Annotated in this window: 3 protein-coding genes and 4 pseudogenes; 4 read left to right on the top strand and 3 right to left on the bottom strand. The window is 63.9% G+C overall.

What is annotated here, in order from left to right:
* Positions 1-93: 93 nt before the first annotated feature.
* Positions 94-759 (top strand): annotated as a pseudogene (locus tag XdyCFBP7245_RS17610) (YopJ family acetyltransferase); the annotation flags it as partial.
* Between the two features lie 164 nt (positions 760-923).
* Here XdyCFBP7245_RS17610 and XdyCFBP7245_RS24565 read toward each other — a convergent pair.
* Together XdyCFBP7245_RS24565 and XdyCFBP7245_RS24560 are read right to left on the bottom strand one after the other, a co-directional pair.
* Positions 924-1,347: pseudogene (locus XdyCFBP7245_RS24565) on the bottom strand (IS5 family transposase); the annotation flags it as partial.
* A gap of 1 nt (position 1,348) precedes the next feature.
* Positions 1,349-1,680: pseudogene (locus tag XdyCFBP7245_RS24560) on the bottom strand (transposase); the annotation flags it as partial.
* A 281-nt stretch (positions 1,681-1,961) separates the two neighbouring features.
* Here XdyCFBP7245_RS24560 and XdyCFBP7245_RS17600 point away from each other — a divergent pair.
* Positions 1,962-2,189: pseudogene (locus XdyCFBP7245_RS17600) on the top strand (DUF892 family protein); the annotation flags it as partial.
* Positions 2,190-2,299: 110 nt separating this feature from the next.
* Entirely contained in the window at positions 2,300-3,220 is a 921-nt protein-coding gene (locus XdyCFBP7245_RS17595) for a M14 family metallopeptidase (protein WP_104616803.1), read from the top strand.
* Positions 3,221-3,335: 115 nt separating this feature from the next.
* On the opposite strand, the gene XdyCFBP7245_RS17590 is transcribed toward XdyCFBP7245_RS17595, so the two are convergent.
* Complete coding sequence (locus XdyCFBP7245_RS17590; protein ID WP_104616802.1) at positions 3,336-5,147, bottom strand: EAL domain-containing protein; 1,812 nt, start codon at positions 5,145-5,147, stop codon at positions 3,336-3,338.
* Between the two features lie 710 nt (positions 5,148-5,857).
* On the opposite strand from XdyCFBP7245_RS17590, the gene XdyCFBP7245_RS17585 reads away from it, so the two are divergent.
* Positions 5,858-16,057: an autotransporter-associated beta strand repeat-containing protein gene (locus tag XdyCFBP7245_RS17585; protein WP_104616801.1), complete on the top strand. Its 10,200-nt coding sequence runs from the start codon at positions 5,858-5,860 to the stop codon at positions 16,055-16,057.
* Positions 16,058-16,420 lie beyond the last annotated feature (363 nt).

Genomic DNA, 16,420 nt, shown 5'->3' with positions numbered 1-16,420 from the left:
GTGCGCGAGCAGATGAGCCTGGTACCTTAAAAACGTGGGGATACCTAAGATCCCGACCGGGTTGCCCAATATCGCCAGGATGTACTTCCAGCACTCAAGGAGATGCTGCCATCCAAAGCGAAGACAACGTTGCTCTGCTTGAGTACCCAGAAGGCGCAGACGGGATGCAAGATCTTCGCGCTGTCGGCTACGTCCAAAGCAGCAGAGCAACAGACGCTCATGGATGACCTCCACCATCGGAACGTCAATGGTGACGCGTTCGAGGATTGGAGCGGCAACGAAATCCCCATAGCAGCGGTCGGTGATGGCGGCATCCGCATGATCGACGGGAAGCCGCTATTGCCCGCACAATTCTTCAAGCATTCGCAGTCCAGCGGCACACTTGGTCAATGGGCGGAGGCCAATCAGCCGGGTTCTGCGGCGGCAGCCATTAACACCCGAGGCGAAATGATCGGTGACCGATATAGCCGACACGCGTCGGAGCGTCATCCATGGCCTTTCGTAATCCTTGAAATGGATCAGCGCGGCCTTCGCGGAACCGTCGACCCGAAGGTGATTGAACCTCGACGATTAAGCACCTCACTGGAGCAGAAGCGGCTTGTCTATCTACAGCGCGCAATAGATTTTCTGCGGGTGGCCTCGAAGGACGAGAGCCGCCAGTTCGTAAAGCGTCTGGAGCGGTTTCATCTAAAGGAGACCGATATCTCAACACCAAACCTGAGGAGCCAACCGTGGGGGCCGGACCCTTACACACTTTGACGGCAGGCTTTGCGAGTCCACGGCATACCGCCCCGTTGGAGCGCCAGGCATGGGTGTGCGGCCTGTCAGTTACAGTTCGTCCTGCGCAGCGCAGGCGCTGTAACTGGGCGCACTTCGTGTTGGTAACAAGCCGCGCCGCCAGGGGGCGGCGTGATTTAGAGCCGCTAACAAAACCCAGGAAGAAGCCGTAAGCAGATGATGGAGCAAGCAAGCGAGAGCAACGCCAGGTGGAGATCGATGCGGCGTTCGAAGCGGATGCGCAGCTTCCCCATGCCTGCGAACCAGGCATGGGTGCGTTCGACGACCCAGCGATAACGGCCCAAGCGGTCGTTGCGCTCGATCCCCTTGCGTGCAATCCGCGCACGGATGCCGCGCCGTTTGAGGAAGGTGCGACACCGTTGGATGTCGTAGGCCTTGTCGGCATGCAGCTTGCCGGGCCAGCGTCGCGGACGCCCTGGTTTTCCGCAGATGTGCGGCAAGGCGTCGACCAGCTCCTCAAACACCACCGAGTCGTGCCGATGGGCCCCGGTGACACACACCGCCAAGGGCACGCCGTTGCGGTCGACGATCAAATGCCGTTTGCTGCCGNCCGTTTGCTGCCGAGTTTTCCACGATCGGTCGGGTTCGGGCCGGTGTACGCGCCCCCCGGGGGGAGGCCACACTGGCCGCGTCCAGACTCGCTCGGCTCAGATCCAGCCGCTCGGCGCGACGTAACTCGACCAGCAGCACCTGATGCAGACGGTGCCACACACCGGCAGCCTGCCAATCGCGCAACCGGCGCCAGCAGGTCATGCCGCTGCCATAGCCGAGCTCGATGGGTAGGTCTTCCCAGGGAATGCCCGTACGCAAGACATAGACGATGCCGTTGAGGGCTTGTTGATCACTGATACGCGGCCGTCCACCTTTGGGCGAACGTTTCACGTGCGGAATCAGTGGCTCGATGCGCTTCCACAGCGCAATGGGGATCTCTTTGCGACCTGTCATGTACGCAATTTTGCCACCAGCGAGACAAGATTCAAGGGTTTTGTTAGCCGCTCTTAAGCCAAACAGCTCGCCGCAAGACAGTTGCAGCGTGCCGAGCCTCGAAAGGGACGAGGTGGTGGATGAGCCGATGGAAGCGCCGTTTTGTCTGGCAACTTCATGTTTTCACAAAAGAAATCGGATTCTGCGAGTCATTTTTACACGTATGTCGGCTGAACCCCGTCAAGGGCGCAATGGCCGGCGACGTGTTCGAGAATCTTGAGATCGCCACGGATACCGCGCGACTGGGCGCGGCCAAGACGGTGGGCGATGTGGAGACGCGGCGCGTCTGCGAGCAGATCTTGCCGCAGGAGCAGGCCATGGCCGACTGGCTGCTCGCACATCTACGCGAGTTGACCGAGGGCTTCTTGGTGCGCGACGCCACCCCAGGTGTGACGGCCAAGAAGTAAGCGACCGGCGCCAATACAGTCGGCCCCACGAGAGCCCCGCACTACGGGGCTTTTTATTTCTGCGCGGCGAGCGCTTACCCTTGAACGCTCTTTGGCAACGCGGCTCGCTCATGACAACGCAGCTCGATTATCCGATCGGTACTCCTGGCCAGCCGTGGGGCGATGGCGAACGCAATGCATGGCGCGCACATCAACTAATGCGGCGCAGTTACGCCGCCGAAGTCGTGCAGGTCGTCGATGCACTGGATGAGCGTTATCAACGCGTGCACTACGGCACCATCGAGGCAGACTCTGCGCATTACCCGCTGCTGGCATTGCGCAGTGCCGCGTGGGACAACACGCTGCCGTGCGCATTGGTGACTGGCGGCGTGCACGGCTACGAAACCAGTGGCGTGCAAGGCGCACTGCTGTTTCTGCAGCAACGCGCTGCAGAGTATGCGGGCAGGGTCAACCTGCTGGTGGCGCCATGTGTCAATCCGTGGGGCTATGAGCGGATCCAGCGCTGGAACGCGAACGCGGTCGATCCGAACCGCTCATTTCGCGCCAACAGTCCAGCCGCAGAGTCGGCGGCCTTGATGCAGCTCGTCGCCGCCACCGGTGGCACGATGCTGGTGCATATCGACCTGCACGAAACCACCGACAGCGATGAAAGCGAGTTCCGTCCTGCGCTGGCGGCGCGCGATGGCCTGCCGTTCGTGGCTGGCAGCATTCCGGACGGGTTCTATCTGGTCGGCGATAGCGAAGACCCGCAGCCCGCTTTTCAGCAGGCGGTGATCGCGGCGGTGGAGCGGGTCGCGCATATCGCACCGGCCGATGCGCAGGGGCAGATCATCGGTGCACCGGTCACCGGTCATGGCGTGATCAATTATCCGGTGCGACGCCTGGGCCTGTGCGCCGGCGTCACCGATGCGCGATATCGCACCACCACCGAGGTGTATCCGGACAGCCCACGCGCCACGCCGCAGCAGTGCAACGCTGCACAGGTGGCGGCGATTTGTGCGGCGCTGGAGTACGCGCTGTCGGAGGTGTGAAAACACGCAAACCGCAAAGTGAGCGCGGGCTTGTGGCGCGCTTCGCAGCTGCCTGCTGCAGGCGAACAGGCGGTCCCGATCGGCATGCGACCCAGCGCAATCACGCGGCGTTGTCTCATGGCAGGCGTTGCTGCGCCCTGGCGTCCTGCACATACGCCGCAACCAATTGCGCTTCCATCGGCCTGGACAGCAAATATCCCTGTGCTTCATCGCAGCCCCAGCTGCGCAGTAACGCAATTTCGTCGGCATGCTCGATGCCTTCGGCAACGGTGCGATAGCCCAGCGCGCTGGCCAGTCGCACCACCGCTTCTGCGCGCATCTGCATGCCGGCCTTGTTGGTAATGCCGGTGACCAGCGAACGGTCCAGCTTGAGTACATTGACCGGCAATTCGGTGAGGTAACCGAAATTGCTGTAGCCGGTGCCGAAATCGTCGATGGCGACGCTGACGCCAGCGTCGCGCAGTGCGCGCAGGCGCGGGATCGCCTCGACGTTGCTGCGCAACCAGCGGCCCTCGGTGATTTCCAGCTCGATCCGCTCGGTGGGGATGGCCAGGTCCTTGCAGCGATCGATCACGTCGGCGGCCAGATTGATGTTGCCGAAATCGCGCGAGGACAGATTGATCGAGATGGAAAAATCCAGGCCTTGCGCTCGCCATTGCGCCAGTTGCAGCAACGCACTTTCGATCACCCAGTTGGTGACCGTGCACATCAAAGCGGTCTTTTCGAACAACGGAATGAACTCGTCCGGGCCGATCGGGCCCAGGCTGGCATGCCGCCATCGCAGCAGCGCTTCGAACCCGATGACCGACAGATCCTGCAGGTCGATACGCGGCTGGAATACCAAGCGGAAATCGCCGGCGTCCAGCGCCTTTTCCGCATCCAGCGCCAGCCGATACGAACGCTGGATGGCATCGTCCTGCGAGGCGCTATACCAGCACACCACCGCGTTGTTGCCGATGGCATCGCCCAGCGACACCAGGCCCTTGCGCATCACATCGTTGGTGTCTGGCTGTTGCGGTGCAAAGCGCACCACGCCGGCATGGAAGGTCAGCGACATCGGCACCCCGGCGGCATCCACAGGCTTGTGCAGCATGTCGCGTAAATCCAGCAACAGGTCTTCCATTTCGTCGGGCGCCGAGTTGAGCAGAAAAAACGCGAAACGCATCGACGCAACGTGATAGACGGTGGCCTTGCCGCGCAGGGCGCGGGTCAGCACATAGCTGGCGTGACGGATCAGCTCTTCCAGCGGCTGCATGCCCAGGGCCTGGCGCGCCTCGTTGGCCGCCTGTGTGTCGTAGACCTCGATAAAGGCCGCAATGGTCGGCACGCTGTGGCTGCCGAAGGCCAGGGCATCCAGATCCGATTGCAGCTGCCGCGCGTTGAGCAGACCGCTGTGCGGCTCACGCCGGCCCGCGCCGAACTGCAGCTCCAGCTGCGCTGCCGTCACATTGGCAAACATCAGTAGCTGCTGATGTTCCTGGCTGGCGAGGCGGCGCTCGCGCGTGTCGATCACGCATAACGTGCCGGTGATGCCGGCCTGCGGCGCACCGACCGGCACGCAGGCAATAAAGCGTGCTGGCAGTCCGGGAAACGCCGCATCGCCCAATTGAATCGGCGCGAGAGCGGCGTGTTCGATCAACTCCGTCACACCATTGGCAGCGGCCGGTGCGCGTTGACACAGCGCGATAGCTTGTTCGACCTGGGTGGTGCTGATCCCGCGCGCCGCCAGCACCCGCATGCGGCCGGCCTCGGTAATGGTCAGTGCCGCCGCCGGCGCGACCAGCGCATGGCAGAGCAGGCGAGCGATCTGTTCGAGCGGCTCCATCCCGCCGAGATCGATTGGCACGCCGGACCAGTCGAATTGGCGTTCTGGCGATTTGTCTCCCGAAGCAAGCGTCATGTCGTCAGGGTCCGTGTTGAAGATCACACACTGCAGAGCTAACTAGAAACAAATCGAAGTCGTCGACGAGTGACGAGCGGGACCATGCTGCCCTCGAAAGCGTTCATGTCGGTGAGCAAGCACAACAATAGTTGACAAGGGCTGCCGTTCTCACTTTAAGCCTTGGCTTGTACAAATACCGCATTCCATGCCCAGCGTCGACGGCTGATTGGTTTTATCGATCCAAGCGGGCTCAGGAATTTCGCTATTGCCGACTACGTTTTTCCGCAGCACGGAATAGCTGTGTCGTGCCTGTTTATATGGTTCGGCCCGCTGTCGCGCAATTCGTTCCGCACCAGTTCGCTTGATACTGCGGACTCAACCAATTGATTGATGTATGCGCATCCAATGAAATGTGGAATTTGGCCCGTAGCGCCTGCTATCAGGGCGTTTTCCACTGCCGAATAGCGGCTTCATCTGTATTTCAAGCGGACGCAAGTAAACAGGTCGACAGTTTATGCCTGTGTAACGGATGAGTTTATAGTTAGTGATATTCATCACAGTTAAGTTCCGGTGAATCACCTATTAATTTGGACGCCATGTTTACCAGGGATTGGTATTAATCGCTCTCATCCTTAGGCATCTGATTTGAAGCGGGTCACGCTTCAAATCCATCGGACCGCTACATCCACTTTCGTCTTTCGAAGGCGCGCGCATGTGTGTGCGCTGATCTATCGCAGGCAATCAGGGGAATCAGAATGAATCGTGCATTTGCGCTGGTGTGGAACGCAGCCATTGGCAATTGGGTCGTGACGCACGAACTGGTGCGGCGTCGACGTAAGCCCGGAGCGACGCGCCGTGCATTGCCCAGCCTGGTGGTTCTGGCGGTGGGGGCCGCCGCTCCCGCATTGGCCTGGGCTGCGTGCACGCCCGCGTCGCCCACCGCTGGGGCGATCGTCACCTGCACCGCTGTGCCGTTCACTAGCAACAGTTTTGCCAGCAGCGCCAATAACCTAACCGTCAATGTCTCCGTCGGCGCGGAGATGACGGCGGGCCTGCTGGGCGGTACCGCCATCGCGCTCAGCGGTACCAATGCAACGCTCAACAACAGCGGCAGCATCGACCCGTCCGTGCTGGGCTTGCTGTCGGTGTTGAGTACCGGCGTCACCATGGGCAACGCAAGTTCGACATCGGTGGTTGCCAACAATCTGTCCGGCGGCACCATCTACGGGACCGGCGGGTTGCTGGGCGCCAATCTGCTCAATCTCGATGGAATGGCGTTGGGCCTGACCTCTGCCAGCAATGGCGTCGTGCAGATCAACAATGCCGGCGCGATCAGCAGCCGGCCGCTGCTTAATCTCTCGGTACTGGCTGCCGACACGCCGGTGATTGCCGTCAGTGGCGGCGGCACCGTCAATGCGGTCAATACCGGCACCATCGATGGACGCGTCGGCTTTCAGAGCTCGGCTACCGGCAACAGCTTCGTCAATTCCGGCACCATCAACGGCAGCGTGTCGATGGGTGCCAACAGCACCAATACCTTCACCGCAGTGACGGGCGGAAGCATCAACAGCGCTGGCGGACTCGGACTGGAATTGCTTGGTCCAGGCGGCTTGCTGAGCTTTGCACGTGCCGGCGTGGTGGATGGCGGTGCGGGCGGAACCAATACGCTGATCCTGCAGAATTCCGCGACAGGAACCGGTAGCGGCATTACCGGTGTCGGCGCGGCAAGCACCGATCAGTACATCAATTTCGGCAGTCTGCGCGTCAACAGCGGGACCTGGACGCTGGGCGGCGCAAGCAACTTTGGCAGCAGCGCACTCAATGGCGGTGTCCTGCAATTTGCGATACCCGCACAGTTGGGCACGGCGATCACCGCCAACGGCGGCACGCTCGAAGCCACCGCTGCCGGCTTGACGCTGGCACCGGCCGGCGGTATTGCGATCGCGGCGGGCGGTTTGACGGTGCAGGGCGCCAATGCGCTGACCATCGGCAGCACGCTGACAGGCACGGGTGCATTGACCAAGACCGGCACCGGCGGATTGAATCTGACCGGCAGCAATACTTTCAGCGGCGGCGTGAATTTGAGCGGAGGCGCGCTGACCGCAGGCAATAGCGCTGCCTTGGGAACAGGCACCGTCACAGCGTCCGGTGGCAGCCTGCTGGCCGGTGCCGCCCTCAACCTGGCCAACGCCTTTGTGTTGAACAGTAACTTGGGCATTGGCGGGACCAATGCCGTGCGGCTCGGCGGTGTGGTCAGCGGCGTCGGTGCACTCAACAAGACCGGCACCGGCACGCTTACGCTTGGCGGCGCCAATACCTATTCCGGCGGCACCACGCTGAGCGCGGGCAGCACGGTGCTGGAAACCTCCGGCGCGCTCGGCACCGGCACCGTCACTGCAGCAGGCGGTCTGCTGGACACCACTGCACCGTTGACCTTGAGCAATGCGTTTGCACTCAACACCACGCTGGGCCTGGGTGCCAGCGGCAATGCACTCACCTTGACCGGTGTGCTTGCCGGCACCGGCGGTCTCAACAAGACCGGCACCGGCACACTGGCGCTCAACGGCGCCAACACCTATAGCGGCGGCACAACGCTGGCAGCGGGCACCCTGCAATTGGGGACTGCGTCCGCACTGGGCACCGGCGCGTTGAATGTCACCGGCGCCTCCAGTCTCAGCACCAGCGCACCGTTGGCGGTCACCAATGCGGTCAATCTTTCCGGGCCATTGACCTGGACCGGCGCGCAGGCGCTCACCCTTGGTGGCGCCATCAACGGCAGCGGTAGCCTGATCAAGAGCGGTGCAGGCGATCTCACGCTGACCAATATCAATGGCTATACCGGTGGCACCACGCTGAGCACCGGGCGCTTGGTGGTCGGCTCCAACGCCGCATTAGGCACCGGCACCTTGACCGCCAGCGGCGGTGTGCTTGATGCAAGCACTGCAGCGACGTTGGGTAATGCGCTTGCGCTCACCGGCACGCTGGGCGTGGCCAGCAATGGCACCGCGCTGAATTTGAGTGGTGCGATCAGCGGCACCGGTGCGTTGAGCAAGCTCGGCACCGGCACGCTCACCTTGGGCGGTTTGAACACCTATAGCGGTGGCACCACGCTTGCCGGCGGCACCTTGCAGGTGACCAATAACGGTGCGCTCGGCACCGGTGCGCTGAGCTTGACCGGCAACGCCAATCTGCAGGGCACCACGCCCACCACGTTGACCAATGCAATCGCATTGAACACCAGTGCATTGACGCTCAATGGCACGCAGGCGCTGACGCTGGGTGGCGGCATCAGCGGTGCCGGCAGCCTGGTCAAATCCGGGAGCGGCGATCTCACCCTCACTGGCAACAATCTCTACACCGGTGGCACATCGCTGAGCGCGGGCAGGCTTGTCGTCGGCAGCGACACAGCGTTGGGTGTGGGCGCATTGACCGCAGCAGCCGGCACCACGCTGGATAACGTCGCGGTCAGCACGCTTGCCAACGCCATCGCGCTGACGGGTTTGGTCAGCATCGGCGGCAGCAACGCGCTGACGCTCAATGGCGGCATCAGCGGTGTCGGAAGTCTGGACAAACTCGGCCCCGCCAGCCTGACCCTGGCGGGAAACAACACCTACACCGGCGGCACGCTGCTGACTGCGGGCAGCCTGGTGCTTGGCAGCGATGCCGCACTGGGTACAGGCAGCCTCACCGTTGCCGGCGGCCTGCTCGATAGCACCGCTGCGCGCGTGCTCGCCAACGACGTCGTGCTGAATGCCGATCTGCAGCTTGGCGGCAGCCAGGACCTTGCGCTCAATGGCGGCGTCAGCGGCGCCGGCGGTTTGGTGAAGAATGGCGGCGCGGCGCTGACGCTGACCGGCGCCAACACCTTTGCCGGCGGTGTGGATCTCAATGCAGGCGCCTTGTTGATCGACAGCGGCGCGGCATTGGGAAGCGGCGTGTTGACCGCTGCCAACGGCACGCAGTTGCAGGCGACCACTGCAGTGACAGTGGGCAATGACGTCGTATTGAACGGTGCGCTGTCGCTGACCGGCAACAACGCGCTCGATCTGACCGGCACGGTGAGCGGTGCGGGCAGCCTGATCAAGCAGGGCACCGGCGCGTTGACGCTGACCGGCAACAATGGTTATGCCGGCGGCACGCTGTTGAATGCCGGTTCGCTGATCGTCGGCAGTGACACGGCGCTCGGGAGCGGCGCGCTCATCGCGGCCGATGGCACGCTGCTCAGCGCCGCCATCGCCGCGACCTTGCAAAATGCCTTCACGGTGAATGGCGCGCTCGGCATCGACGGCCAGGCGCTCACGCTCACTGGTGTGATCGATGGTGCGGGAAGCCTGATCAAAAGCGGCACGCAGACGCTCACGCTCACCGGCAACAACACCTGGAGCGGCGGGTTGCAGCTGCAATCCGGCGGGTTGGTGGTTGGCAGCAACACCGCCTTGGGTGCCGGCACGCTCACCGCCGCGGGCGGCACAACGCTCGATGCCACCACAGCGGTGACGCTGGCCAATGCACTTGCCTTGAACGGCGCATTGACGCTGCCCGGCACGCAGGACATCACGCTGGACGGTGTGATCAGCGGCGCCGGTAGTCTCGCTAAACAAGGCACGACAACATTGACCCTGGGCAACGCCAACACCTTCAGTGGCGGCGTCACGCTGGACGCCGGCCGCCTGGTGCTTGGCAACGCTGCAGCCTTGGGCGTGGGCGGCCTGGTGGTCAGTGGCGCCACCGAACTGGATGCCAACACTGCGCTGGCTGTCGGCAATAGCGTGCAATTGAACAGCCAGCTTTCGCTGATCGGCAGCAACGACCTGGGCTTGAACGGCACCATCAGCGGCACCGGCAGCCTAGTCAAGAACGGCACCACCACCGTGTCGCTCAATGGCAGCAACAGCTACAGCGGGGGTACCACGCTCAACGCCGGCACGATTGCGGTGGGGGCCGATAACGCACTCGGCACCGGCAGCTTGTCGGTCACTGGCGATTCGGTGCTGAGCAACGCCATCGCGGTGGCCTTGAGCAATGGCATCGATCTGGGTGCAGCGCTCACCGTCGACAACACGGCGGACATGCTGGCCAGCGGCACCATCAGCGGCGCGGGCGCGCTGACCAAGACCGGCCTCGGTACCTTGACGCTGAGCGGCAGCAATACCTATACCGGCCCGCTAGCGATCCAGGCCGGCACCGTGGTGGCCAGCACGGCCGCATCGCTCGGTAATGCAAGTAACGTGGATGTGGCAGCCGGTGCGGTGTTGAACCTGACCAACGGTGGCCTGATCAATGCACTCACCGGTGCGGGGAACGTCGATACCGATGCCGGCGCCACCTTGCAGCTGGGCAGCGGTAACTTCGCCGGCAGCCTGGGCGGTGGCGGTAATCTGGACAAGGTCGGCCCGGGCACCGTGAACCTGCTCGGCACCAGCCTGATCGGCGGCACCACGCAGGTGAGCGGCGGCATCCTGGACGTGGTGGGCAGCCTGGGTACGAGCGCGTTGAACGTGGCAACTGGCGGCACGCTCACTGGTACCGGCCCAAGCGGCAGCATCGGTAGCGATGTGACCATCGGTAATGGCGGCCGGCTGGCATTGAGCAGCGGTGCGTCGCTCAGCATGGGCGGGCTGACCTTGGCACCGGGCGCGGTGATGGACGTGTCGCTTGCGGCGCCGAGCACTACGCGCCTGCTTGCGGTCAACGGCAATCTCACCCTGGAAGGCACACTCAATGTCATCGACATCGGCGGCTTCGGTTCCGGTGTGTATCGGTTGATCGATTACACCGGTGTGCTGACCAACAACGGCGTGCTGTTCGGCAGCATTCCCGGTAGCGTCGATATCAGCCAATTGGCATTGCAGACCGCGATCGGCCAGCAGATCAATCTGGTGGTCGCGGCACCGGGCAGCATCGTGCAGTTCTGGGACGGCGTGCAGACCACCGCCAATGGCACCGTCGATGGCGGCTCGGGGGTATGGGGCACTGCCACCAACTGGACTGGCCAGGACGGCTCCGCCAACAGCACCTGGCAGGGCGATTTTGCAGTGTTCTCCGGCACGGCCGGCACGGTTGTCGTGCAGGGCACGCAAACCATCGGCGGCCTGCAGTTTGCGAGCGATGGCTACGTGCTGAACGATGCCGGTGCGAGCACGCTGGCGGTGACCAGCCCCCTCACCGCAATCCGCGTCGACCCCGGCGCCACCGCCACGATCGATGTGGACATCTCCGGCATCGGTGGCGTGCAGAAACTCGACACCGGCACCCTGGTGCTCGACGCAGCCAATAGCTACACCGGCGGCACCTCGCTCAGTGGCGGCACGCTGGTGCTGGGCGATGCACAAGCGCTCGGTACCGGCGCGTTGACCGCAGCAGCGGGCACCAGCCTCGATAGCAACCAGGCGTTGGCGGTCGGCAATGCGGTCGTCCTGGATGGTGCGCTGAATCTCGTCGGTAGCAACGATCTGAGCGTGTCCGGGCCGGTCAGCGGTGCGGGCGGCTTGATCAAGAACGGCACCAGCACGCTCACGCTCGACGGCAACAACAGCTACGCGGGCGGCACGGTATTGAATGCGGGCACATTGGCGGTGGGTAGCAACAGCGCCCTGGGTGTCGGCAGCTTGTCGGTGTTGGGTAATTCCACCTTGAGCAATGCGATCGCACTGGCGCTGGGCAACAGCGTCAACCTGGGTGCGGATCTGACCATCGCCAGTGCCGCGGATCTGGCACTGACCGGCACGCTCAGTGGCACCGGTGCGCTCACCAAGACCGGGCTGGGCACCTTTACCTTGTCCGGCGCCAACAGCTTCAGCGGCCCGGTGGCGGTGCAGGCCGGTGTGCTGGCTACCGCTGCCACCGGCAACCTGGGCGCCACCAGCGCGGTGGATATCGCCGCGGGTGCCGGGCTGTCGTTGGGCAGCAATGCAGCGCTGGGCGCGGTGACCGGGCTGGGTGCGGTCGACATCCTCGGTGGCAACACGCTGCAGCTGGGCGTCAACAATGTCGGCAGTACGTTTGCCGGCAGCTTGAGTGGCGCCGGCAACCTGGACAAGGTGGGCAGCGGCACGTTGCAGCTCACCGGCACCAGCGCGCTGGGCGGCACCACGCAGGTGCTCGGTGGCACGCTGGATGTGGATGGCACGCTGGCCAGCGCCGGTGGCCTGAGCGTTGGCGCGGGCGGCAGCTTGAGCGGCAGTGGCCTGGTCGATGCGGCGGTCACTGTCAACGATGGCGGCCGTCTGGTGGTGAGCAGTGGTGCATTGCTGACCACCGGCAGTTTGAGCATGGCGCCCAACGCCACGCTCGATGCATTCCTGGGCATCCCGAGTCTGACGGGGGTGCTGCAGGTCAACGGCGACCTCACGCTGGATGGCACGCTCAACATCACCGACATCGGCGGCTTCGGCACCGGTGTGTATCGCCTGATCGACTACAGCGGGGCGTTGACCAACAACGGCCTTGGCATCGGTACGCTGCCCGGCACCGTGGACCCGACTCAGCTGACACTGCAGACCGCACTGGCCCAGCAGGTCAACGTGGTGGTGTTGGCCCCAGGCAGCAACGTGCAGTTCTGGGATGGTGCGCAAACCGTTGCCAACGGCAGCATCGATGGCGGCACCGCTGCATGGACGGCCGGCGGCACCAACTGGACATCGATCGACGGCCTGACCAACGACACCTGGCAGAACAGCTTCGCGGTGTTTGCCGGCACTGCCGGGACCGTGGCCGTGCAGGGCACCCAGGGCATCACCGGCATGCAGTTCGTCACCGATGGCTATGTGCTGAGCGACGGTGGTGCCGGTGCATTGAGCGCCAATGCCGCCAACACCATCATCCGCGTCGACCCCGGCATGACCGGCACGATCGATGTCGCCATCGGCGGCGCAGGCGCATTGCAGAAACTCGATACCGGCACCCTGGTGCTCGACGCAGCCAACAGCTACACCGGCGGCACCTCGCTAGGGGGTGGCACGTTGGTGCTGGGCGATGCACAAGCGCTCGGCACCGGTGCGTTGACCGCAGCAGCGGGCACCAGCCTCGATAGCAACCAGGCGTTGGCGGTCGGCAATGCAGTGATCCTGGATGGTGCGTTGAATCTCATCGGCAGCAACGACCTGAGCGTGTCCGGGCCGGTCAGCGGTGCGGGCGGCTTGATCAAGAACGGCACCACCACGCTCACGCTCGACGGCAACAACAGTTACGCGGGCGGCACGGTGTTGAACGCCGGCACGTTGGCTGTAGGCAGCAACACCGCCCTGGGTGTCGGCACGCTGTCGGTGACCGGCGATTCGGTGCTCAGCAATGCGATTGCTGCCGCGTTGGGCAATGCGGTCAATCTGGGTGCCGCGCTCACCGTCGACAACCCGGCCGATCTGACCCTGGCCGGCACCATTGGCGGCAGCGGCGCACTGATCAAGACCAACACCGGCACGCTGACGCTGGACGGCAGCAACAGTTACACCGGCGGTACCACGGTCGGTGCCGGCACGTTGGCAGGCACTAGCGCGAGTTTGCAGGGCGCGATCGTCGACAACGCCACCGTCGTCTTCAATCAGGCAGCCAACGGAGTGTTCAGCGGCTCGATCACCGGTACCGGCAACGTGGTCAAGGACGGCGCCGGGGCGCTGTTGCTCAACGGCGCAAATGGCTACAGCGGCGGCACCACCATTGCCGCCGGCAGCTTGATCGGCGACAGCACCAGCGTGCAGGGCGATATCGTCAACAACGCGGCACTGGTGTTCAGCCAGGCCATCGGCGGGGTGTATGCCGGCGTGGTCAGTGGGACCGGCTCGCTGGAAAAGGCCGGCAGCGGCGCACTGCAACTGACCGGTGCCAATAGCTACACCGGCGGCACGTTGGTGAGTGCCGGCAGCTTGATCGGCACCACGACCAGCCTGCAGGGCGACGTGGTGAACAACGCCACGCTGGTCTTCGAACAAGCCACCGATGGCACATTTACCGGCCTTGTCAGCGGCACCGGTAGCTTGGTGAAGCGAGGTGCCGGCGTGCTCAGGCTTGCTCGTGCCAACACCTACAGCGGTGGCACCGCCATTACCGGCGGCACACTGCAAGGCACTACCACCAGCCTGCAAGGCAACATCCTCAACGACGCAGTGCTGGTGTTCGACCAGGCTGGCGATGGCACCTTTGCCGGCAACATCACCGGTAGCGGTGCGCTGATCAAGGACGGCAGCGGTGCGGTCACGCTGGATGGCGTCAACGCGTATCTCGGCGGCACCACGATCAATGCGGGCAGCTTGATCGGCGACACCGACAGCCTGCAGGGCAACATCGCAAACAACAGTGCGTTGGTGTTCGCGCAGAACGCCAACGGCACCTATGCTGGCACGCTGTCGGGTACCGGCAGCCTGCTCAAGGACGGCGTCGGCACGTTACTGGTCACTGCAGACAGCAGCGGCTTTACCGGCCCGACCACCATCACCGCAGGCACCTTGAGCGTGGGCAACCCGGCCAATCCGGGCGCCGCCATCGGCGGGCCGGTGACGGTGGGGCCGGGCGGCACGCTGACCGGCAGCGGCAGCATCGGTAGCCTGACCACGGCCGGCGGTACCCTGGCCATGGGCGGCACCACCGGCACGATCAGTGTGGTTGGCAACGCCACCATGGGCCCTGGCTCCACGGTGCAGGTCACGCCCGGTACGGGCGGTGCGGTGACGCCTTTGACGGTAGGCGGCGCGGCCACGCTAGCACCGGGCAGCACGTTGGTATTGGTGCGTGCGGTCGACCTGCCATTGTTCACCGAGATTCCGGTGATCAACGCGGCCGGCGGGCTCACCGGGCAATTCACCAACGTCGTGTCCGACTACGCGTTTATGGATCCCAACGTCAGCACTACTGCAACGGCGCTGTCGATATCGATGGGCCGCAATACCGTTGGCATGGTGGATGCAGTGACCACGCCCAACCAGCAGTCCACTGCTGCCGCAGTCGATGGCCTGCCGGTGACCAGCCCGGTGTATCAGGCCGTGGTACGTCTGCCGGACGACCCGCAGGCAATCGCCACCGCCTTCGCGTCGCTGTCGGGCGAAAGCCATGCCAGCACCGCGACCGCCATGCTGGACAGCCGCTTTCTCACCAGCGGCATCGGCGGCCATCTGCGCGGCGACAGTCAGGACACCCGCATTGGCGACACCACAGTGTGGATTACCGGGCGTAGCCTACCCAACCGCGTCGACGGCGATGCCAATGCGATTTCGGTGCGCCGCGAAGACAACGGCATCATGGCCGGTGCAGAACGCCGCATCGGCGAGCGCAGTGTGCTCGGTGTGGCGGTGGGCAGCCAGGACATCGAAAGCTGGTCGCGCGAGTGGGGCGACCGCGCCGACATCGATGGCACGCACGTCGGTGTGTATGGGCAGGCCGACTGGTCCGCGTTTTCGCTGCAGGGCGCCGTGGATTATGCGGACTACAGCGTGGACGCCTCGCGTCGGGTGATGCTGCCCGGCGTTCTCGAAGAACGGCTCACCAGCGAATACGACGCCACTGCGGTAACGGTGTCTTTGGAAGCCTCCTGGAATCTGCACACCGGCAATGCGGTGTACAGCCCGTTCATTGCCGCCGACTACACCCATCTGAAGACCGATGGATTCGACGAGCGCGGCGGGATCGCCGGGCTGACCGTCGACAGTGCCACGGACACGTTCACCACCAGCACGTTGGGTGTGCGCGGGCGTTGGGAGCTTGGTCGGCAGGCCGCGCTGTATGCTTCGATGGGTTGGCGGCATGCGTTCGGCGATCGCGCCGTGCAGCGCTCGGCGGGCTTCATCGGGACTGGCGCGGAGTTCGCAGTGCAAAGCGTCACGCTGGCCAGGAATGCCGCCATCGGTGAGTTGGGCGTCAGCCTGATCACCTCGCCCAACAGCCGCATGTCGCTGTCGTTGCAAGGACTCAACGGCGATGGACAGACCGCGTATGGCGGGCAGGTGACCTGGGGCTGGAGTTTCTGATCGGCTCCATGCAGTGAACGACAAAGCCCCGGCATGCTGGGGCTTTTTTTGTGTGCCGATCCGCTTGAGCGGGTGCGTATCGACGCGTCGTCGTCGATGAAGTAACCGATCGGTACCGGTTTGCTCGTGGCTTGCGCTCTGTCTCGACCAGCGCAAGCGCGTCGGCAACCATGTGCGTGGCGGCCGATGAGCATGGGCGGGGATCGACTGCAGATCACGTCGGTGGCGTGCATTGCCGCATTCCCGCATCGATCAAAAGTAGCGCTTTTCAAGCATTTTCTGCTGCCCGTGACATCGCCTGGAGTGCCTTCGTAGCGTGCAAGCCCACGGCTACGCGTGCTATGGCAGTCGCGCTGCCACACG

The sequence above is a fragment of the Xanthomonas dyei genome (assembly GCF_002939865.1).
Taxonomy (GTDB): Bacteria; Pseudomonadota; Gammaproteobacteria; order Xanthomonadales; family Xanthomonadaceae; genus Xanthomonas; species Xanthomonas dyei.
The sequence above is the reverse complement of the archived record's forward strand: the minus strand, read 5'-3'. Positions and strand labels throughout refer to the sequence as shown.

Bases quoted from the DNA above. Each gene is read 5' to 3' on its own strand.
- XdyCFBP7245_RS17585 (WP_104616801.1), top strand. From the start codon at position 5,858: ATGAATCGTGCATTTGCGCTGGTGTGGAACGCAGCCATTGGCAATTGG.
- XdyCFBP7245_RS17595 (WP_104616803.1), top strand. From the start codon at position 2,300: ATGACAACGCAGCTCGATTATCCGATCGGTACTCCTGGCCAGCCGTGG.